Origin of the sequence: Orrella sp. JC864, assembly GCF_037026685.1 — a bacterium.
Classification (GTDB): Bacteria; Pseudomonadota; Gammaproteobacteria; order Burkholderiales; family Burkholderiaceae_B; genus Orrella.
Window position 1 is genome coordinate 18,643 of record NZ_JBANET010000006.1, and the last position, 19,269, is coordinate 37,911.

General features: G+C 69.0%; 17 protein-coding genes. 12 read left to right on the forward strand and 5 right to left on the reverse strand.

Features of this window, described 5'->3' with window-relative positions:
* The first annotated feature begins 7 nt into the window (after positions 1 to 7).
* From pdxJ to V8Z80_RS07780, 6 genes are all read left to right on the forward strand, one after another.
* Entirely contained in the window at positions 8 to 763 is a 756-nt protein-coding gene (pdxJ, locus tag V8Z80_RS07755; RefSeq protein WP_336061603.1) for a pyridoxine 5'-phosphate synthase, read from the forward strand.
* A 5-nt stretch (positions 764 to 768) separates the two neighbouring features.
* Positions 769 to 1,221: a holo-ACP synthase gene (gene acpS, locus V8Z80_RS07760; protein ID WP_336061604.1), complete on the forward strand. Its 453-nt coding sequence runs from the start codon at positions 769 to 771 to the stop codon at positions 1,219 to 1,221.
* A gap of 24 nt (positions 1,222 to 1,245) precedes the next feature.
* A complete protein-coding gene (nagZ, locus tag V8Z80_RS07765) occupies positions 1,246 to 2,322 on the forward strand; it encodes a beta-N-acetylhexosaminidase (RefSeq protein ID WP_336061605.1) in 1,077 nt (358 codons plus the stop codon).
* A gap of 34 nt (positions 2,323 to 2,356) precedes the next feature.
* Positions 2,357 to 4,183, forward strand: a complete 1,827-nt coding sequence (gene uvrC / locus V8Z80_RS07770) for an excinuclease ABC subunit UvrC (RefSeq protein WP_155195197.1) — start codon at positions 2,357 to 2,359, stop codon at positions 4,181 to 4,183.
* Between the two features lie 51 nt (positions 4,184 to 4,234).
* Positions 4,235 to 4,807, forward strand: a complete 573-nt coding sequence (gene pgsA / locus V8Z80_RS07775) for a CDP-diacylglycerol--glycerol-3-phosphate 3-phosphatidyltransferase (protein ID WP_155195196.1) — start codon at positions 4,235 to 4,237, stop codon at positions 4,805 to 4,807.
* Positions 4,808 to 4,872: 65 nt separating this feature from the next.
* Positions 4,873 to 6,204, forward strand: a complete 1,332-nt coding sequence (locus V8Z80_RS07780; protein ID WP_336061606.1) for an MFS transporter — start codon at positions 4,873 to 4,875, stop codon at positions 6,202 to 6,204.
* A gap of 15 nt (positions 6,205 to 6,219) precedes the next feature.
* On the opposite strand, the gene queF is transcribed toward V8Z80_RS07780, so the two are convergent.
* Positions 6,220 to 7,053 (reverse strand): NADPH-dependent 7-cyano-7-deazaguanine reductase QueF, encoded by an 834-nt coding sequence (queF, locus tag V8Z80_RS07785; RefSeq protein WP_155195194.1) that lies wholly within the window; start codon positions 7,051 to 7,053, stop codon positions 6,220 to 6,222.
* Between the two features lie 340 nt (positions 7,054 to 7,393).
* On the opposite strand from queF, the gene aceA reads away from it, so the two are divergent.
* A complete protein-coding gene (gene aceA, locus V8Z80_RS07790; protein ID WP_155195193.1) occupies positions 7,394 to 8,707 on the forward strand; it encodes an isocitrate lyase in 1,314 nt (437 codons plus the stop codon).
* 79 nt (positions 8,708 to 8,786) lie between these two features.
* Here the strand turns inward: aceA and fnr are convergent, their stop codons facing one another.
* Positions 8,787 to 9,512: a fumarate/nitrate reduction transcriptional regulator Fnr gene (gene fnr, locus V8Z80_RS07795; RefSeq protein ID WP_155195192.1), complete on the reverse strand. Its 726-nt coding sequence runs from the start codon at positions 9,510 to 9,512 to the stop codon at positions 8,787 to 8,789.
* A gap of 109 nt (positions 9,513 to 9,621) precedes the next feature.
* Entirely contained in the window at positions 9,622 to 10,524 is a 903-nt protein-coding gene (locus V8Z80_RS07800) for a LysR family transcriptional regulator (protein WP_155195191.1), read from the reverse strand.
* A gap of 131 nt (positions 10,525 to 10,655) precedes the next feature.
* On the opposite strand from V8Z80_RS07800, the gene V8Z80_RS07805 reads away from it, so the two are divergent.
* Positions 10,656 to 12,845 carry a malate synthase G gene (locus V8Z80_RS07805; RefSeq protein ID WP_336061607.1) on the forward strand — a complete coding sequence of 730 codons (2,190 nt, stop codon included), beginning with the start codon at positions 10,656 to 10,658 and terminating at the stop codon, positions 12,843 to 12,845.
* A gap of 43 nt (positions 12,846 to 12,888) precedes the next feature.
* Complete coding sequence (locus V8Z80_RS07810; RefSeq protein WP_336061608.1) at positions 12,889 to 13,776, forward strand: alpha/beta fold hydrolase; 888 nt, start codon at positions 12,889 to 12,891, stop codon at positions 13,774 to 13,776.
* 25 nt (positions 13,777 to 13,801) lie between these two features.
* On the opposite strand, the gene V8Z80_RS07815 is transcribed toward V8Z80_RS07810, so the two are convergent.
* Entirely contained in the window at positions 13,802 to 14,212 is a 411-nt protein-coding gene (locus V8Z80_RS07815) for a gamma-glutamylcyclotransferase family protein (protein ID WP_155195241.1), read from the reverse strand.
* A 194-nt stretch (positions 14,213 to 14,406) separates the two neighbouring features.
* On the opposite strand from V8Z80_RS07815, the gene clpB reads away from it, so the two are divergent.
* Positions 14,407 to 17,010 carry an ATP-dependent chaperone ClpB gene (gene clpB / locus V8Z80_RS07820; protein ID WP_155196997.1) on the forward strand — a complete coding sequence of 868 codons (2,604 nt, stop codon included), beginning with the start codon at positions 14,407 to 14,409 and terminating at the stop codon, positions 17,008 to 17,010.
* A gap of 93 nt (positions 17,011 to 17,103) precedes the next feature.
* On the opposite strand, the gene V8Z80_RS07825 is transcribed toward clpB, so the two are convergent.
* Entirely contained in the window at positions 17,104 to 18,006 is a 903-nt protein-coding gene (locus tag V8Z80_RS07825; RefSeq protein ID WP_155196998.1) for a LysR family transcriptional regulator, read from the reverse strand.
* 101 nt (positions 18,007 to 18,107) lie between these two features.
* Between V8Z80_RS07825 and V8Z80_RS07830 the strand changes: the two genes are divergently transcribed.
* Positions 18,108 to 18,428: a nuclear transport factor 2 family protein gene (locus V8Z80_RS07830; RefSeq protein WP_336061609.1), complete on the forward strand. Its 321-nt coding sequence runs from the start codon at positions 18,108 to 18,110 to the stop codon at positions 18,426 to 18,428.
* Positions 18,428 to 19,207 carry an SDR family oxidoreductase gene (locus tag V8Z80_RS07835; protein ID WP_155197000.1) on the forward strand — a complete coding sequence of 260 codons (780 nt, stop codon included), beginning with the start codon at positions 18,428 to 18,430 and terminating at the stop codon, positions 19,205 to 19,207. Before V8Z80_RS07830 ends, V8Z80_RS07835 begins: the two co-directional genes overlap by 1 nt.
* The last annotated feature ends 62 nt before the right edge of the window (positions 19,208 to 19,269 follow it).

Sequence of the window (19,269 nt, forward strand, 5' to 3'; positions counted from 1 at the left end):
GTTTCGCATGCTGGACCTGGGTGTAAACATCGATCACGTGGCGACGCTGCGCCAGCAGCGCCACACCGCCTATCCCGACCCTGTGGCCGCGGCGCTGCGCGCCGAAGAGGCCGGGGCCGACCTCATCACCCTGCACCTGCGCGAGGACCGCCGGCACATCCAGGATGCCGACGTGCATGCGCTGCGCCCCTTGCTGCGCACCCGCATGAACCTCGAATGCGCCATCACCGCCGAGATGCTGCAGATCGCCTGCGCGGTGCGCCCGCACGATGTCTGCCTGGTGCCTGAAAAGCGCACCGAGCTGACCACCGAGGGCGGGCTGGACGTGGCCGGGGCCTTGCCCGATGTCAAGGATGCCGTGGCGCGGCTAAGCGATGCGGGCATCCGGGTATCGCTGTTCATCGACCCGGACCGCGCCCAGATCGACGCGGCCGTGCAGGCTGGCGCACCGGTGATCGAACTGCATACCGGCGCCTATGCCGAGGCGGCGGATCCCCGCTCCCAGGCCGCCGAGATCGAGCGCCTGCGCGCGGCCATCGCGCACGCCGCGCTCCAGGGGCTGCGCGTGAACGCCGGGCACGGCCTGCACTATGGCAACGTGCAGGCCATCGCGGCGCTGCCGGGCATCGCCGAGCTGAACATCGGCCATGCCATCGTGGCCCAGGCCATCTTCGACGGCTGGGAGGCGGCCGTACGCAACATGAAGGCGCTGATGGTCGCGGCCCGCCTGCCGGCGCAGCGCGCCGGCGCCACGGCGGGCTAGCGGCCATGGCCACGCCTGCGCCCGCGCTGCCGCAAGGGGCCATTGCCGGCATCGGCATGGACCTGCTGCGCACCGAGCGCATCGCCCGCGCGCTGGCACGCCACGGCGACCGTTTTGCCGCCAAGATCCTGGGCGAGGACGAGCTGCGCGTGTTCGAGGCGCGCCGCCGCCGCGATCCGGCGCGCGGCATCCGCTACCTGGCCACGCGCTTTTGCGCCAAGGAAGCGTTTTCCAAGGCCATCGGGCTGGGCATGCACCAGCCCATGTGGTGGACGCGCATGCAAACCCTGAACGCGCCGGGCGGACGGCCGGTGGTGGTCCTGGCCGAACCGCTCAAGGGCTGGTTCGAGGCCCGCTTCGGTCCCGCCCATGTCTCGCTTACCGACGAGTCGGACCTGGCCGCCGCCTACGTGGTGGTCGAGGCCGGCGCAGCCCGGCCTCCGTCGGCCGGCCGCTAGCACATACTGGAACCGGACCCCATCATGTCCAAGAAAAAACACCCGCATGCCGAGCCCGACGGCCGGCAGCCGCCCGGGCCCGTCATGGTCGACGTGCAGGGCATCGAGCTGAGCAAGACCGAACGCCGCCGCTTGCGCCATCCCGCCGTGGGCGGGGTGATCCTGTTCGCCCGCAATTTCGAAAGCCGCAAGGCGCTGGCCGCGCTGTGCAGGCAGATCCACGAAGTGCGCGACGAGCCGCTGCTGATCGCCGTGGACCACGAGGGCGGCCGCGTGCAGCGCTTTCGCGAGGACGGCTTCACGCACCTGCCGCCCATGCAGGCGCTGGGCCGGGCCTGGGACCAGGATCCGCTGGCCGCGATGCGGCTGGCCACCGACTTCGGCTATGTGCTGGCTGCCGAGCTGCGCGCCTGCGGCGTGGACATGAGCTTCACGCCGGTGCTGGACCTGGACTACGGCCAGAGCCAGGTTATCGGCACGCGCGCGCTGCACCGCGATCCCCGCGTGGTGGCCATGCTGGCGCGGGCGCTGGCCCAGGGGCTGGCGCAGGCCGGCATGGCGGCCTGCGGCAAGCATTTCCCAGGCCACGGCCATGTCCAGGCCGACTCCCATCACGCGGTGCCGGTGGACGAGCGCAGCCTGGACCAGATCCTGGCCGAGGATGCCGCGCCCTATGCCTGGCTGGGCGATGCCGTGCTGCAGGCGGTCATGCCTGCGCACGTGATCTATCCCAAGGTCGACGACAAGCCGGCCGGGTTTTCCTCGCGCTGGATCGAGGTCATCCTGCGCGGGCGCCTGGATTACCAGGGCGTGGTGTTCTCCGATGACCTGACCATGGAAGGCGCGGCGGTGGCCGGCGATATCCATGCCCGGGCGCGGGCCGCGCTGGGCGCGGGCTGCGACATGGTGCTGGTGTGCAACCGGCCGGACCTGGCCGACGAACTGCTGGCCGGGCTCGATGCCGCACCCACGGCGGCCTCGCTGGCCCGCATCCGCGGCCTGCGGCCGCAGCGCCCGGCCCCGGGCTGGAAATCCCTGCAGGCCAGCGAGCGCTATCGCCGCGCGCAGGCTTCGCTGGCGGCGCTGCGGCCAGCGGGCTGAGCCGGGCCGGCTCGCATCCCGCTAAACTGGCGGCATGGCAGAATCGGATTTCGACCTGAAGGATTTTCTCGCCCGGCTGCCGAACCTGCCGGGCGTGTACCGGCACATCGATGCCCAGGACGAGGTGCTCTACGTGGGCAAGGCGCGCGACCTCAAGAAGCGCGTGTCCTCGTATTTCCAGAAGACTTCCAGCAGCCCGCGCATCGCGCACATGGTGGCGCGCGTGGCGCGCCTGGAGGTGACGGTCACGCGCTCGGAGGCCGAGGCGCTGATCCTGGAAAACAACCTGATCAAGAGCCTGAAGCCGCGCTACAACATCCTGTTTCGCGACGACAAGTCCTATCCCTATCTGCAGATCACCGCGCACGACTACCCGCGCATCGCCTATTACCGCGGCTCGACCAGCCGGCCGGGCCAGTATTTCGGCCCCTATCCCAACGCCTGGGCCGTGCGCGAGACCATCCAGGTGCTGCAGAAGGTGTTTCGCCTGCGCACTTGCGAGGACACCGTCTTTGCCAATCGTTCGCGGCCCTGCCTGCTGTTCCAGATCGGCCGATGTTCGGCGCCCTGCGTGGGCGAGATCCAGGCCCAGGCCTACGCCCGCGACGTCGAGCGCGCCTCGCGTTTTTTGAACGGCCACACCCGCGAGGTGCTGGACGACATCGAGGCGCGCATGATGCAGGCCTCGGGCGAGTTGCGCTTCGAAGAGGCGGCCGCGCTGCGCGACCAGATGGGCGCGCTGGCCCGCGTGCTGCACCAGCAGACCATGGAGGAGACCGGCGGCGAGGACACCGACGTGATCGCGGTGGCCGGCGCCGGCGGCAGGATCTGCGTGAACCTGGCCATGGTGCGCGGCGGGCGCCACCTGGGCGACAAGGCGTTCTTTCCCGCCCACGCCGAAGGCGAGCCGCCGGCCGAGGTGCTGGCGGCCTTCGTGGCGCAGCATTACCTGGACAATGCCTTGCCGCCGGTGCTGGTGTGCAGCCATGCCTTGCCCGATCCCGAGCTGCTCGCGCTGCTGGCCGAACATACCGGCGTGCGCACCCGCGTGCTGGCGCGCCCGCAAGGCGTGCGGCGCGCCTGGCTGGAGCAGGCCGCCGCCAACGCGCAGATGGCCCTGGCGCGCGCGCTGTCCGAGTCCGGCGCGCGCGCGGCCCGCACCGCCGCGCTGGCCGAGGTGCTCGAACTCGATGCCGACGAGGCCGCGCTCGATGCGCTGCGCATCGAGTGCTTCGACATCAGCCATACCGCCGGCGAGGCCACCCAGGCCTCGTGCGTGGTGTTCGAGCATCACGACATGCAGCCTTCGCTATACCGGCGCTACAACATCGCGGGCATCACCCCCGGGGACGACTATGCCGCCATGCGCCAGGTGCTGACCCGCCGCTTCGGCAAGGTTGCCGACGGCGAGGCGCCCATGCCGGGGCTGGTGCTGATCGACGGCGGGCGAGGGCAGGTCGAGGTGGCCCGCCAGGTATTCGCCGAGCTGGGCCTGGACATCGGCACGCTGGTGGGGGTGGCCAAGGGCGAGGGCCGCAAGGTGGGCCTGGAGACCCTGGTTTTTGCCGATGGCCGCCCGCCCAAGGCGCTGGGCGGCGAGTCGGCCGCCTTGATGCTGATCGCGCAGATCCGCGACGAGGCGCACCGCTTCGCCATCACGGGCATGCGCGCCCGCCGTGCCAAGGCCCGTACCGTCTCGCGCCTGGAAGAGATCGAGGGCGTGGGCGCGCGCCGGCGCCAGCGGCTGCTGACGCGTTTTGGCGGGTTCGCGGGCGTGGCGCGGGCCGGCGTGGACGACCTGGCTTCGGTCGAGGGCATCTCGTGGGAGCTGGCCCAGCGCATCTACGATGCCCTGCATTGAAACGGCCTGTCGCCATGCGCCAGCCTGGACTGAGGTAGCATACGCTTCACTATGCCGCTGAATCTACCGATAGTCCTCACCTGGTTGCGCATCGCCATGATCCCCATGGTGGTCGCGCTGTTCTACTTGCCCGAGGGCTGGCTGGCCTTGCCCACCCGCGACCTGCTGGCGGCGGTGGCCTTCATCGTGGCGGCCCTGACCGACTGGTTCGACGGCTGGCTGGCGCGGCGCTGGAACCAGACTTCGGCTTTCGGCGCCTTTCTCGACCCGGTGGCCGACAAGCTGATGGTCTGCGCGGCGCTGCTCGTGCTGCTGAACCTGGGGCGGGTCGACGCCTTCGTGGCTCTGATCATCATCGGCCGCGAGATCACCATCTCGGCCCTGCGCGAATGGATGGCCCAGATCGGGGCCAGCGCCAGCGTGGCCGTGCACAGGCTGGGCAAGTTCAAGACGGCCGCGCAGATGATCGCCATTCCCTGCCTGCTGTACGACCACCCGGTGGCGGGCGTGGACCTGGACGGCGTGGGCACTGTGCTGATCTACGTGGCCGCGGTCCTGACCGTCTGGTCCATGCTGTACTACCTTCAACGCGCCTGGCCGGCGATCCGCGAACGGTCGCGCTGACCGGCATCATGCAACAGAGCGGGGCAGCCGGCCCGACCCCGCCGCAAGAGACAGAGAGTTACGTTATGCCTGCGCCCTCGGCCGCTTCCTTCCAGGCCTCGGATGCGCTGCTCAAGCGACGCGATTGGCTCACCATCCTGGTGGTGGGCATCGCGCATGCGGCATCGCATTTCTTCCAGCTGGTCATCCCCTCGCTCTACGCCTCGCTGGGGGCCGAGTTCGGCCTGGACTACGCGCGGCTGGGGCTGCTGGTCTCGGCCTTCTTCGTGACGTCCGGCTTGGGGCAGGCCTCATCGGGCTTCGTGGTGGACAGGGTGGGTGCGCGGCCCGTGCTGTGGTTCGGCCTGTCGTGCTTCGTCGCCTCGGGCGTGCTGATCGGCCTGGCCAACGGCTATGCCATGCTGTTTACCGCTGCCGTGGTGGCCGGCGTGGGCAACTCGGTCTTTCATCCGGCCGACTTCTCCATCCTGAACAAGCGAGTCAGCCAGGCCCGGCTGGGGCACGCCTTCAGCACGCACGGCCTGACGGGCAGCCTGGGCTGGGCCTTGACGCCGGTATTCATCACCACGCTGACCTTGCTGTTCAACTGGCGGGTGGCCGCCTTCGGGGCGGCCGCGCTGGTGGCGACCGTGCTGCTGATGACGGTGCTGGCCAGACGCCTGCTGGCTGGCGACATCCACGAGGCGGGCGGCCGGCAGGGCGCGGCGGGCGCCGGCCAGGACAAGCCGGGCGGCCGCGCGCCGGGCCGTCCCGACCCGGCCCAGGCCGCCTTGCCCACGGGCGTGCTGGCCACGATCGGGGCGCTGGCCGCGCGTCCGGCGCTCTGGGGCGCGTTCCTTTTCTTCGGCATGACCTCGGTTGCCCTGTCCGCGGTGCAGAACTATACGATCCCGCTGCTGGGCAAGCTCTACGGCCTGTCGGCGGTGACGGCCAGCACGGCCCTGTCCGGCTACATGGTGTGCTCGGCCCTGGGCATGATCATCGGCGGCTTCCTGGTCTCGGCCACGCCGCGCACCGAAAGAGTAGTCGGCGCCTCGCTGTGCATGGCCGGGCTGGTGCTGGTGGTCCTGGCGCTGGGCTGGATTCCCGCCTGGCTGGCCGCGCCCATGGTGGGCCTGGCCGGCCTGTGCTCGGGCATGTCCGGCCCTTCGCGCGACATGCTCATCCGCAGCGTCACGCCCAAGGGCGCCCTGGGCTCGGTCTACGGGCTGGTGTATTCGGGCATGGACGTGGGCGCCGCGCTGGGCCCGCTGGCCTTTGGCATCATGCTCGATGCCGGGCTGGGGCACGGTCCCTGGCTGGCGGCGGGCGCGGCCTTTGCCGTCGGCGCCTTGCTGGCCTCGCTCATCGCGCGCGCGGCGCGGGCGCCGAGCCAGGCTTGGTCCAAGGCCGCGTAGCCGGAAACCCCCGGCCTATTGGCTGGGGGTGCGCTGCTCGGCGGGCGGCGGCAGGCCCGGCGTGCCGCGCCACGGGTTGATGTCCAGCCCGCCCCGGCGGGTGTAGCGCGCGTACACGCTCAGGCGCTCGGGGCGGCAGCGGGCCTGGATGTCCAGGAACATGCGCTCGACGCATTGCTCGTGAAAGCCGCTGTGCTGGCGAAACGACACGATATAGCGCAGCAGGCCGGCCGCGTCGATGGCCGGACCGCGATAGGACACCTGGACGGTGGCCCAGTCGGGCTGGCCGGTGACCGGGCAATTGGACTTGAGCAGGCGCGAAACCAGGCTTTCCTGCACCGTGCCGCGCGCCGTGTCCATGCCCAGCAGTCCCGCATCCGGGGCATAGGCGTCGATGTCCACGTCCAGTTCGTCGATGACGCGGCCCGCCGGTTCGCCCAGGGACAGCCCGGCATAGTCCTGCGGCAGGATCAGCTCGACGCCCACCGCCGCGCCAGCCGCGCGCGCCAGGTCGGCGGCGATCCGGTCGCGCACCGCTTGCGCATCGGCCATCGGCGTCTGGTTGTAGGAGTTCAGATAGAGCTTGAGCGATTTGGATTCGATCAGGCAGGCACTGGCGGCGGGCACCTGGAACCGCGCCAGCGCAACGCGCGGCTTGCCTCGCGGATCCAGCCACGACAGTTCGTAGGCGTTCCAGATGTCCACGCCGTCGAAAGGCAAAGCGGCGCCGGCCGGCAGGCCCAGCTCGGCGCGCGCCGGCGCCCGTTCAATGGGAAACAGCAGGCCGGGATCGTACTGGCTGGGATAGGCCACGGTCTGGCCCAGGGGGGCATGTGCAAGAGGCGTCATGGCGGGCGTGTCGGTAGACCGGCCATTGTAGTCCGGTCCAAGGGGGCGATTTTTTGTATCGTGAAATGCCGGCGGCGGGATATGAAAGCGGCTGTTGCGGTGCAGCGCGAGCGGCGTTTCACGGCATCGTGATGAATTCCGTATTGCGGAATGATGTTTGCAGTAAATTGATTTTAAAGGAAAAAATAATCTCCAAAAGGAGCGGAAAAGCAGCTTTGCGCGGTGCAGCACGGGCATAGACTTTTTCCCAGGCGCCGGTCCGGCATCGCGGTATCCAGCCCGGCCTGGCGCAAACGCTGTGTTGCCTTGTTATTCCCTTCACTCATCCAGGAGATATGCCATGAATGCTCGCGAGAGCCAGATCCGCAACCTGCAGAAGCAATGGACCGACAACCCGCGCTGGCAAGGCGTGCGGCGCGACTACAGCGCCGCCGACGTGGTGCGGCTGCGCGGTTCGCTGCCCATCGAGCATACGCTGGCGCGCCGGGGCGCCGAGCGGCTGTGGACGCTGATGCATGAAAAACCCTTCGTCAATTCCCTGGGCGCGCTCACGGGCAACCAGGCCATGCAGCAGGTCAAGGCCGGCCTGAAGGCCATTTACCTCTCGGGCTGGCAGGTGGCGGGCGATGCCAACCTGGCCGGCGAGATGTACCCGGACCAGTCGCTGTATCCGGCCAATTCGGTGCCGCAGGTGGTGCGCCGCATCAACAATGCCCTGCAGCGCTGCGACCAGATCCAGTGGATGGAGGGCAAGGAACCCGGCGACGAGGGCTATGTGGATTATTTCGCCCCCATCGTGGCCGATGCCGAGGCCGGCTTCGGCGGCGTGCTCAATGCCTACGAGCTGATGAAGGCCATGATCGACGCGGGCGCGGCCGGCGTGCATTTCGAGGACCAGCTGGCGTCGGTCAAGAAGTGCGGCCACATGGGCGGCAAGGTGCTGGTGCCTACCCGCGATGCGATCGCCAAGCTGGCCGCCGCGCGGCTGGCCGCCGACGTCATGGGCGTGCCCACCGTGCTGCTGGCCCGCACCGATGCCGATGCGGCCGACCTGGTGACCAGCGACGTGGACGAGAACGACCGGCCCTTCCTGACCGGCGAGCGCACGGCCGAGGGGTTCTTCCGCAGCCGCGCGGGCATCGAGCAGGCCATCTCGCGCGGCCTGGCCTACGCGCCCTATGCCGACCTGGTGTGGTGCGAGACCGCCACGCCCGACCTGGCCTATGCGCGCCGCTTTGCCGAGGCCATCCATCGCGCCCATCCCGGCAAGCTGCTGGCCTACAACTGCTCGCCGTCCTTCAACTGGAAAAAGAACCTGGACGACGACACCATCGCCCGCTTCCAGCGCGAGCTCGGGGCCATGGGCTACAAGTTCCAGTTCATCACGCTGGCGGGTTTTCATGCGCTGAACTACGGCATGTTCGAGCTGGCGCACGGCTATGCCCGCCGCCAGATGAGCGCCTTCGTCGAATTGCAGCAAAAGGAATTCGCGGCGGCCGAACTGGGCTTTACGGCCGTCAAGCACCAGCGCGAGGTCGGCACGGGCTATTTCGATGCCGTCACCCAGGTGATCGAGGGCGGCAAGTCCTCGACCACGGCGCTGACCGGTTCGACCGAAGAGGCGCAGTTCCAGGACGAGCCGGCCACGGCTTGATGAGGCCGGGCGGGCCTGGCGCCCGCCCGCTTTGTCCGCGCCGGCAAGCGCGGGGCCGCGCTTGCCGGCGCGGCCCGCTTCAGCACTCCTGGCCGAACACCTGCTTCAATGCCTCGCCATCCAGGATACGGACTTCGCGCAGATGCACCGCGATCAAGCCCTCGCGCGCAAAGCGCGACAGCAGCCGGCTGACGGTCTCCAGGGTCAGCCCGAGATAGTTGCCGATCTCCTCGCGGCTCATGCGCAGGATGAACTCGCTGGGCGAATAGCCCAGGCCGGCCAGCCGCTGCGAAAGATTGAGCAGGAAGCCGGCCACGCGCTGTTCCGAGCGCATGTTGCCCAGGGCCAGCAGCATCTGCTGCGAGCGGTTGATCTCCTGGCTCATGAGCTTGCGCATCTGCGCCTGCAGCGCGGGCAGGTGCAGGGCGATGCGGTCCAGTTCGGCCAGGCGGATGACGCAGACCTCGGAATCCTCGAGCGCGATGGCGCTGGAGACGTGGCGCGGCTGGCCCATGGCATCCATGCCCACCAGTTCGCCCGGCAGGTGAAAGCCGGTGATCTGCACCTGACCGTCGGCCGGTTCGAGTTGCGTGCGCAGCGAGCCGAAGCGCACCGCGTAGACGGCATCGACGGGATCGCCGGTCAGATAAAGGTTTTTGCCCTTGCCCACACGCACGCGTTCACTGACCAGCTCGTCCAGCCTGGCCACGTCGGCGGCGGCCATGCCGATGGGCAGGCACAGGTGGCTGAGCATGCAGGTGGAACAATGGGGCGCATCGGGTGCGACGGGAACCCTGGTTTGCATGATGATTTCCGGTAGCGACGCGGCGCCGGCCGGAATGGGCCGGGCCGCCGACTGGCATTGTAGTGGCAGCGGCCGCGGCCATGCGCCGCCGCCCGGCGGCAATGCCGCCTCAGGCCCAGTGATCCTCGCGGGCATAGGCCTTGCGCAGCCATTGCACGAAGACCTTGACGCGCAAGGGCAGGTGCTTGCGCTCGGGCACGATGGCAAAGATGCCGTTGGGCGGGGCCGCGTAGTCGTCCAGCACGGTGACCAGCCGGCCGCTGTCCAGGTCCTGGCGGACCTCCCACAGCGAGCGCCAGGACAGGCCGTGGCCCTGCAGCGTCCATTCGTGCAGCACGCTGCCGTCGCTGCATTCGAGCGTGCCGCTGACCTTCTGCGCCACGGTTTGCCCCTTGACGCGAAAGAGCCAGCCGCGCGCCTGGTTGCCCCGCGTGCCGAAGGACAGGCAGTTGTGCCGCGCCAGGTCGGCGGGCTGGCGCGGCTTGCCGTGGACCTGCAGATAGGCGGGCGAGGCCACCACCACGCGCCGGTTGTCGGCCAGGCGCATGCCGACCAGGCCCGAATCGACCAGGTCGCCGATGCGCACCGCGCAGTCGAAGCGTTCCTGGATCAGGTCCACCAGCCGGTCGCTCAGGTCCAGGGTGACCTGCAGTTCGGGATGCGCGCGGATGAACTCGGGCAGCAGCGGCGCCACGTGGCGCCGCCCGAAACCGGCCGGCGCGCTCACGCGCAAGGGCCCGCTGGGACGGCGGCTGCCTTGCGAAACCAGGCCCTCGGTATCTTCCAGGTCGCGCAGGATGCGCTGGGCCTCCTCCAGGAAGGTGCGCCCCTCGGCGGTCAGCGAGAGCTTGCGGGTGGAGCGCACCAGCAGCTTGACGCCCAGGCGCGCCTCCAGCGCGTCGATGCGCCGCCCGATCATGGCCGGCGCCACGCCTTCGGCGCGCGCCGCCGCCGACAGGCTGCCCAGCGTGGCCACGGCCACGAAGCTCTCCATTTGCTTGAAACGGTCCATTTTTTCTTTCTAGTAAAAAATGAAGCTATTTTTATAACCTTTTTATCTGCATTCCCAACCCGTACACTGATCCTGAAGACGGGCGGCGCATCCCGCACGCCCACCCCCGCACATTGCCACAAGGAGACCCCATGCAAGCACGCACCGACCGCCATGGCCTGCAAGTAGCCGACATCCTGGACCGCTTCATCGAGCAGGAGGCCCTGCCGGGCACCGGCGTGGACAGCGCCGCGTTCTGGAAGGGCTTTTCCGAGCTGGTCCACGAGCTGGCCCCGCGCAACCGCGAGCTGCTGGCCGAGCGCGACCGCCTGCAGGCCGAGCTGGACAAGTGGCATGGGGCCCACCCCGGGCCGATCCGCGACATGGCGGCCTATCGCCGGTTCCTGGCCGAGATCGGCTACCTGCGCGAGCAGCCCGAGACGGTGCGGGCCGGCAGCGAGCAGGTCGATCCGGAGATCTCGCAGCAGGCCGGCCCGCAGCTGGTGGTGCCGGTCTCGAACCAGCGCTATGCGCTGAACGCCGCCAACGCGCGCTGGGGCAGCCTGTACGACGCGCTGTACGGCACCGACGCCATCCCCGAGGACGGCGGCGCCGAGCGCGGCGGCGACTACAACCCCAAGCGCGGCCAGGCCGTGATCGCGCGCGCGCGCGCCTTCCTGGACGAGGCCGCGCCGCTGGCGCAGGGCTCGCACAAGGACGCCACCGGCTATGCCGTGCAAGGCGGCAAGCTGGTCGTCAAGACCGCCCAAGGCCAGACCGGCCTGGCCCGGCCCGAGCAGTTCAAGGGCTACCAGGGCCAGCCCGAGGCGCCCTCGGCCGTGCTGCTGGTCAACCACGGCCTGCACTTCGAGATCCAGGTCGACGCGCAGCATCCCATCGGCAAGACCGATGCCGCGCACGTCAAGGACGTGCTGCTGGAGGCGGCGATCTCCACCATCATGGATTGCGAGGATTCGGTGGCGGCGGTCGACGCCCAGGACAAGACCCACGTCTACCGCAACTGGCTGGGCCTGATGAAGGGCGACCTGACCGAGCAGGTCAGCAAGGGCGGCAAGACCTTCACGCGCGCGCTCAACCCCGACCGCCAGTACACCGGCGCCGACGGCCAGCCGCTGACGCTGCATGGCCGCTCGCTGATGTTCGTGCGCAACGTCGGCCACCTGATGACCAACCCGGCCATCCTGGACCGCGACGGCAACGAGATCCCCGAGGGCATCATGGACGCCGTGGTCACCACCCTGGCGGCCATGCACGATCTCAGGCGCAAGGGCGCCAGCGGCTGCAACTCGCGCGCCGGCTCGGTCTACATCGTCAAGCCCAAGATGCACGGCCCGGACGAAGTCGCCTTCTCGGACCAGCTGTTCTCGCGCGTGGAAGACCTGCTGGGCCTGCCGCGCAACACCATCAAGATGGGCATCATGGACGAGGAGCGCCGCACCAGCGTCAACCTCAAGGCCTGCATCGCCGCCGCGGCCCAGCGCGTGGCCTTCATCAACACGGGCTTCCTGGACCGCACCGGCGACGAGATGCATTCGGTCATGGAAGCCGGCCCCGTGCTGCGCAAGGGCGACATGAAGAGCACGCCGTGGATCGGCGCCTACGAGCGCAGCAACGTGCTGGTGGGCCTGGACGCCGGCCTGCGCGGGCGCGCTCAGATCGGCAAGGGCATGTGGGCCATGCCCGACCTGATGGCGGCCATGCTGGAGCAGAAGATCGCCCATCCCAAGGCCGGCGCCAACACCGCCTGGGTGCCTTCGCCCACCGCCGCCACCTTGCATGCGCTGCACTATCACCAGGTCGACGTGGTCCAGATCCAGAAGCAGCTCGAGCAGACCCGCTTGGCCGACGTGCGCGAGGAACTGCTGGAAGGCCTGCTGACCATCCCGGTGTCCGCCGGCAAGCCCTGGTCGGCCGAGGAGATCCGCAGCGAGCTGGACAACAACGTGCAGGGCATCCTGGGCTACGTGGTGCGCTGGATCGAGCAGAGCGTGGGTTGCTCCAAGGTGCCCGACATCCATAACGTGGGCCTGATGGAGGACCGCGCCACGCTGCGCATCTCCAGCCAGCACATCGCCAACTGGCTGCGCCACGGCGTGGTCAGCCAGGCCCAGGTGCGCGAAACCTTCGAGCGCATGGCCGCAGTGGTCGACAAGCAGAACGCCGGCGACCCGGCCTACACGCCCATGGCCGGCCGCTTCGAGGAGTCCTTTGCCTTCCGTGCGGCCACGGCGCTGGTCTTCGAGGGCCTGACCCAGCCCAACGGCTACACCGAGCCGCTGCTGCACAAGTTCCGCCTGGAGTGCAAGGCGGCGCAGGGCTGAGCGCAACGCCCGCGCGGGTTCCTGCAGAGCAAAGGAGGTTTTCATGACCGGCTACCGCTACGCCAGCACGCCGAAGCTGGACGTCGCTTATCTCGAATGGAATCCGCAGGGCGGGCGCACCGCCGTGCTGCTGCATGGCTGGCCGGACAGCCCGGGGGGCTGGCGGCCCGTGGCGCAGGTACTGGCCCAGGCCGGCCTGCGCGTGCTGGCCCCGGCATTGCGCGGATTTGCGCCCACGCGCTTTCGCGACCCGGCCACCCCGCGCAGCGGACAGCTGTCCGCCCTGGGGCGCGACCTGCTGGACTTCTGCCAGGCGCTGGGCCTGCGCCAGCCGGTGCTGGTGGGGCACGACTGGGGCGCGCGGGCGGTCGCCAATGCCTGCGGGCTGCAGGCCGATGCCGCTTCCCACCTGGTGATCATGTCGGTGGGCTACGGCACCAACGATCCCAAGCAATCGCTGTCGCTGGACCAGGCGCGCCGCTACTGGTATCACTGGTTCATGGCCACGCCGCGCGGCGAGCGGACCGTACGCGAGCAGGGCAAGGCCTTTGCCCGCTACATGTGGGACAGCTGGTCGCCGCCCGGCTGGTATGGCCAGGACGATTTCGAGGAAGCGGCAAGGGCTTTCGACCATCCGGACTGGCCCGACGTGGTGCTGCACTCATACCGCCATCGCTGGGACGGCGCCCCGGGCGATCCGGCCTACGCGCAGGACGAGGCGGCGCTGCACCCCGCGCCCGTGCTGGCCGTGCCCACGCTGGTGCTGCATGGCGCGGCCGACGCCTGCAATCACCCGGACACCTCCGCCGGCCGCGAGCATTTCTTCTCGGGGCGCTACGAGCGCCAGCTGCTCGAAGGCGTGGGACACTTCCCGCACCGGGAAGCGCCGGCGGCGGTGGCGCAGGCCATCGCGCGCTTCATCGGCGCCTGACGGCCCGCATTGTCCGGTCCGTTGCCTACCGGCGCGCGTCGCGGGCGCGCCGGTAGGCCACCCAGTCCTGCGCGTCCAGCGGCGCGAGCCCTTGCAGGTATCGTGCCGCCACCGGGTAGTACTCGCAGCGCAGCGTCCGGCCGTCCATCTCGACCTCCACGGGCTGGCGCTGGTACATGCAATCGGTGCCCGGCACATATTCCTCGATCTCGTCCATGACCGCGAGCAGGGCGTCATCGACCAGGTAGACGTCGCCGCGCACGCGATGCGGCCCCGTGGCCAGCAGGGCCGGGTAGTCGCCCAGGTCATAGAGGGTGCCCGCCACCCAGCCCACGCCATGCCAGCGGGGTGGCGCGCAGCCGTGGCGGCGGGCGGCCTGCGACAGATCGTTGACTTCGCCGGCGCGCAGCGAGCCATAGACAAAAACCGGGCGCAGTCCCGCAGCGTGGGCGGCGCTGAAAGCGTGGGGCGGGCGTGGAAACATCTTGCAACGAGACGAAGGGCGACGCGGTGGACTAGGCCGTCGTATTTTAAGGAGGCGCTGTCGTTCGCCCATTGAAATCCGGCCTTGCGCCCGCATCTTGATGGCATCGGGACGTCCTGTCCCCCCTTTTTCCCACCTACGACGCCATGCGATTCGACAAACTCACGACGAAGTTTCAACAGGCGCTGGCCGATGCGCAGAGCCTGGCCGCGCGCAACGACAATCCCTATATCGAGCCGGCGCACGTGCTCGCGGCCTTGCTGGCCGACGCCGACAGCGGCGCGGCGGCCCTGCTGGCGCGCGCCGGCGTGGCGGTCAACCGCGTCGGCCCGGCGCTGGAGAACGCGCTCAAGGCACTGCCGCAGGTTCAGACCGAGGACGGCAACGTCCAGGTCGGCCGCGAGCTGCAGGGCGTGCTGACGCGCACCGACAAGGAAGCGGCCCGCCGCGGCGACGCCTACATCGCCAGCGAGCTGTTCCTGCTGGCGCTGGCCGACGACAAGGGCGATGCCGGCCGCATCCTGCGCGAGGCCGGCCTGCAGAAAAAAGCCCTGGAAGCGGCCATCGACGCGGTGCGCGGCGGCGCTTCCGTGGACGACGCGGCCGGCGAATCCAACCGCCAGGCGCTGTCCAAGTACACCCTGGACCTGACCGAGCGGGCCCGCCAGGGCAAGCTCGACCCGGTGATCGGGCGCGACGACGAGATCCGCCGCACCATCCAGATCCTGCAGCGCCGCACCAAGAACAACCCCGTGCTGATCGGCGAGCCCGGCGTGGGCAAGACCGCCATCGTCGAAGGCCTGGCCCAGCGCATCGTCAACGACGAGGTGCCCGAGACGCTGCGCGGCAAGCGCGTGCTGTCGCTGGACATGGCCGCGCTGCTGGCCGGCGCCAAGTTCCGCGGCGAATTCGAGGAGCGCCTGAAGGCCGTGCTCAAGGAGCTGGCCCAGGACGACGGCAGCAACATCGTGTTCATCGACGAGCTGCACACCATGGTGGGCGCGGGCAAGGCCGAAGGGGCCATGGACGCGGGCAACATGCTCAAGCCGGCGCTGGCGCGCGGCGAGCTGCACTGCATCGGCGCGACCACGCTGGACGAATACCGCAAGTACATCGAGAAGGACGCCGCGCTCGAGCGCCGCTTCCAGAAGGTGCTGGTGGACGAGCCGGACGTGGAATCGACCATCGCCATCCTGCGCGGCCTGCAGGAACGCTACGAACTGCACCACGGCGTGGACATCACCGACCCGGCCATCGTGGCCGCGGCCGAGCTGTCCCACCGCTACATCACCGACCGCTTCCTGCCGGACAAGGCCATCGACCTGATCGACGAGGCCGCGGCCCGCATCCGCATGGAGATCGACTCCAAGCCCGAGGTCATGGACCGGCTGGACCGGCGCATCATCCAGCTCAAGATCGAGCGCGAGGCGGTCAAGAAGGAAACCGACGATGCGTCGCGCCGCCGCCTGCAAGCCATCGAGGAGGAACTGGAAAAGCTGCAGCGCGAGTACAACGACTACGAGGAAATCTGGAAGGCCGAGAAGGCCGCCGTGCAGGGCACGCAGGCGATCAAGGAAGAGATCGACCGCGCCCGCGCCGAGATGGCCGAACTGCAGCGCAAGGGCCAGTACGACAAGCTGGCCGAGTTGCAGTACGGCAAGCTGCCCGAGCTGGAGGCGCGCCTGAAGGCGGCCGAGGCCAGCGACGGGCAGGCCGGGCAGGGCGGCTCGGGCGACAAGCCCAAGCTGCTGCGCACGCAGGTCGGCGCAGAAGAAATCGCCGAGGTGGTCTCGCGCGCCACGGGCATTCCGGTTTCCAAGATGATGCAGGGCGAGCGCGACAAGCTGCTGCACATGGAGGACTTCCTGCACAAGCGCGTGGTGGGACAGGACGAGGCCGTGCGCCTGGTCTCCGACGCCATCCGGCGCTCGCGTGCCGGGCTGGCCGACCCCTCGCGCCCCTACGGCTCCTTCCTGTTCCTGGGGCCCACCGGCGTGGGCAAGACCGAGCTGACGCGCGCGCTGGCCGACTTCCTGTTCGATTCCGAAGAACACATGATCCGCATCGATATGAGCGAGTTCATGGAGAAGCACTCGGTGGCCCGGCTGATCGGCGCGCCGCCGGGCTACGTCGGCTACGAAGAGGGCGGCTACCTGACCGAGGCGGTGCGCCGCAAGCCCTACAGCGTGGTGCTGCTGGACGAGGTCGAGAAGGCCCACCCGGACGTCTTCAACGTGCTGCTGCAGGTGCTGGACGACGGCCGCCTGACCGACGGGCAGGGGCGCACGGTGGATTTTCGCAACACCGTCATCGTGATGACCTCCAACCTTGGTTCGCAGCACATCCAGAACCTGGCGGGCCAGCCTTACGAGGCGGTCAAGGAGGTGGTCTGGGACGAGCTCAAGCAGCACTTCCGGCCGGAATTCCTGAACCGCATCGACGAGGTGGTGGTGTTCCACGGCCTGGACAACGCGCACATCGAGTCGATCGCGCGCATCCAGGTGCAGCGCCTGGCCAAGCGCCTGGAACAGCAGGAAATGCGCCTGGAGGTCTCGGACGCGGCCCTGGCCGAGATTGCCCGCACAGGCTTCGATCCGGTGTTCGGGGCGCGCCCCTTGAAGCGCGCCATCCAGCAGATGATCGAGAACCCGGTCGCCAGGCTGATCCTGCAAGGCCGGTTTGGCCCGCGCGACGTGGTGCCGGTGGACTTCAAGGACGGCCAGCTGGTGTTCGAGCGGACCTTGCAGTGATTGCGTTGCGCTTTTGGGAACACGAAACCGCCCCTTTTGGGGGCGGTTTTTTTTTGTTTCACGATTTCATCGCCGCCGGGCCGCCAAGGCTTGTCAGGCTCCCCGCGCCGCCGCCTCGCGGGCCAGGGCGAGAAAGGCCTTCATCGCGGCAGACAGGTTGCGCCGGCCGGAGTAGTAAAGGCACAGGCCCGGCTGGGGCGGTGTCCAGTCCTGCAGCACGCGCACGAGCCGTCCCGCGGCGATGTCGTCACGCACGTCCTGCTCCATGAAATAGCCCAGGCCGAAGTTCTCCAGGACGGCGGCCCGCGCCAGGCTGGCTTCGTCCAGCGTCACCCGGCCGCGCACGTCGACCTGTATCGCCCGGGCGCCTTTCTCGAAGCGCCACCGGTACAGCGCGCCATCGGGCAGGCGCACGCGCACGCAATCGTGCTGCAGCAGGTCGGGCGGCAGACGCGGCGTGCCCCGGGCCTGCAAATAGGCCGCAGTGGCCACGACTGCGTAGCATTGGGGCTGGCCCAGAGACACGGCGATCATGTCGCTGGGCACCAGGTCGGCCACCCGCACGCCCAGGTCGAAGCCGCCCGCGACGATGTCCACCAGCCGTCCTTCGCTGACCAGGTCCACGCTGGTCTCCGGATATCGGCGCAGGAATTCCAGCACCAGCGGCGCCATGATTGCGCGCGCCGCAAACGGAGCGGCATTGATGCGCAGCGTTCCCGACGGCTTTTGACGCTGCGAGCGCACCGCCTCCAGGGCGAGGTGGACATCCTGCACGGCAGGGCCGACCCGTTCGACGAAGAGCCGGCCGGCCTCGGTGAGCGAGACGCTGCGGGTGGTGCGATGAAACAGGCGCACCCCCAGGCTGGTTTCGAGCTTGCCGATGGCGTGGCTCAGCGCGCTGGTGGACAGGCCCAGTTCGATGGCCGCGGCGCGGAAGGTGCCCAGGCGGGCAATCGCCAGTACGGCATTGAGGTCGTCCAGGCCAGCGCGTTCCATTATCCTGTTTCTTTCATCGAGACATCAAAATTTATCCTATTTATCCGGACTATCGTCAAGCCTAGACTGAGCGCCAATGCAAGCAGAAAAGGAGCGCAAGCATGGAAATGCCCCCTGTTGTACAGGCCTACTTCCAGGCGGACAAAGGCAGCGACGATCAGGCCCTGGCCCAGGCGTTCGCCGCCGACGCCGTGGTCCGGGACGAAGGGATACCGCATGAGGGCGCAGCGGCCATACGCGCGTGGTGGCTGGCTGCCAAGGAAAAATACGGCCACGTCGCCGAGCCGCAAGAGAGCCGCAGCGCCCATGGCAAGATCCATATCCGCGCCAGGGTGACGGGACGTTTTCCCGGCAGCCCGGCCATGCTGGATTTCGTCTTTACGCTGGAAGGCGGCAGGATCGCCCGGCTGGAGATCGGCTGATGGACGGATTCCTTGCGTTGAAGGGAAAGCGTGCGCTGGTCACCGCCGGCAGCCAAGGCACGGGTGCCGCGACCGTCAGGCTATTCCGGGCCCTGGGGGCGCAGGTGCTGGCGGTGGCCCGGTCGCGCCCGCAGGCCCTGCCCCCGGAAAGCTTCGTGGCCGCCGATCTGACCACTGTCGCGGGCTGCGCGAGCGTGGCGCAGGCTGCGCGCGAGCGGCTGGGCGGCCTGGACATCATCGTGCATATGCTTGGCGGCTCGTCGGCGCCGGCGGGCGGTTTTGCGGCGCTCGGCGACGACGCATGGCAGCAGGAACTCGCTCTGAACCTGTTTCCGGCCGTGCGCCTGGACAGGGCGCTGGTCCCGGACATGGTGGCCCAGGGCAGCGGCGTGGTGATCCACGTGTCCTCCATCCAAAGGATGCTGCCCCTGCCCGAGGCGACGACCGCCTACGCTGCCGCGAAGGCCGCCTTGTCCACGTATAGCAAGAGCCTGTCGAAGGAAGTGTCGCCCAAGGGCGTACGCGTAGTCAGTGTCTCGCCGGGCTGGATAGAGACCGAGGCTTCCATCGGCCTGGCCGAGCGGCTTGCCCGCCAGGCAGGCACCGATATCGAGGGCGGCAGGCAGATGATCATGGCATCGTTGGGCGGTATTCCGATCGGGCGTCCGTCCAGGCCCGAGGAGGTCGCCAACCTGATCGCATTCCTGGCGTCGGAGCGGGCCGCGACGATCAACGGCGCAGAGTACGTGATCGACGGCGGCACCGTACCGACGGTATGAGCCCGCCGGGCCGTCCCAAGGGCGAATACCGGCGTGCGCCGCACGAAGGTAGTCCAGTGAGC

Excerpts from the sequence above, each read along its gene's own strand:
- V8Z80_RS07825 (WP_155196998.1), bottom strand. The coding sequence starts at position 18,006 with ATGGAACGCGCTGGCCTGGACGACCTCAATGCCGTACTGGCGATTGCC.
- fnr (WP_155195192.1), bottom strand. The coding sequence starts at position 9,512 with ATGCAAACCAGGGTTCCCGTCGCACCCGATGCGCCCCATTGTTCCACC.
- pdxJ (WP_336061603.1), top strand. The coding sequence starts at position 8 with ATGCTGGACCTGGGTGTAAACATCGATCACGTGGCGACGCTGCGCCAG.
- aceA (WP_155195193.1), top strand. The coding sequence starts at position 7,394 with ATGAATGCTCGCGAGAGCCAGATCCGCAACCTGCAGAAGCAATGGACC.
- V8Z80_RS07835 (WP_155197000.1), top strand. The coding sequence starts at position 18,428 with ATGGACGGATTCCTTGCGTTGAAGGGAAAGCGTGCGCTGGTCACCGCC.
- V8Z80_RS07810 (WP_336061608.1), top strand. The coding sequence starts at position 12,889 with ATGACCGGCTACCGCTACGCCAGCACGCCGAAGCTGGACGTCGCTTAT.
- clpB (WP_155196997.1), top strand. The coding sequence starts at position 14,407 with ATGCGATTCGACAAACTCACGACGAAGTTTCAACAGGCGCTGGCCGAT.
- queF (WP_155195194.1), bottom strand. The coding sequence starts at position 7,053 with ATGACGCCTCTTGCACATGCCCCCCTGGGCCAGACCGTGGCCTATCCC.
- V8Z80_RS07805 (WP_336061607.1), top strand. The coding sequence starts at position 10,656 with ATGCAAGCACGCACCGACCGCCATGGCCTGCAAGTAGCCGACATCCTG.
- V8Z80_RS07800 (WP_155195191.1), bottom strand. The coding sequence starts at position 10,524 with ATGGACCGTTTCAAGCAAATGGAGAGCTTCGTGGCCGTGGCCACGCTG.
- uvrC (WP_155195197.1), top strand. The coding sequence starts at position 2,357 with ATGGCAGAATCGGATTTCGACCTGAAGGATTTTCTCGCCCGGCTGCCG.
- V8Z80_RS07830 (WP_336061609.1), top strand. The coding sequence starts at position 18,108 with ATGGAAATGCCCCCTGTTGTACAGGCCTACTTCCAGGCGGACAAAGGC.
- pgsA (WP_155195196.1), top strand. The coding sequence starts at position 4,235 with ATGCCGCTGAATCTACCGATAGTCCTCACCTGGTTGCGCATCGCCATG.
- V8Z80_RS07780 (WP_336061606.1), top strand. The coding sequence starts at position 4,873 with ATGCCTGCGCCCTCGGCCGCTTCCTTCCAGGCCTCGGATGCGCTGCTC.
- nagZ (WP_336061605.1), top strand. The coding sequence starts at position 1,246 with ATGTCCAAGAAAAAACACCCGCATGCCGAGCCCGACGGCCGGCAGCCG.
- acpS (WP_336061604.1), top strand. The coding sequence starts at position 769 with ATGGCCACGCCTGCGCCCGCGCTGCCGCAAGGGGCCATTGCCGGCATC.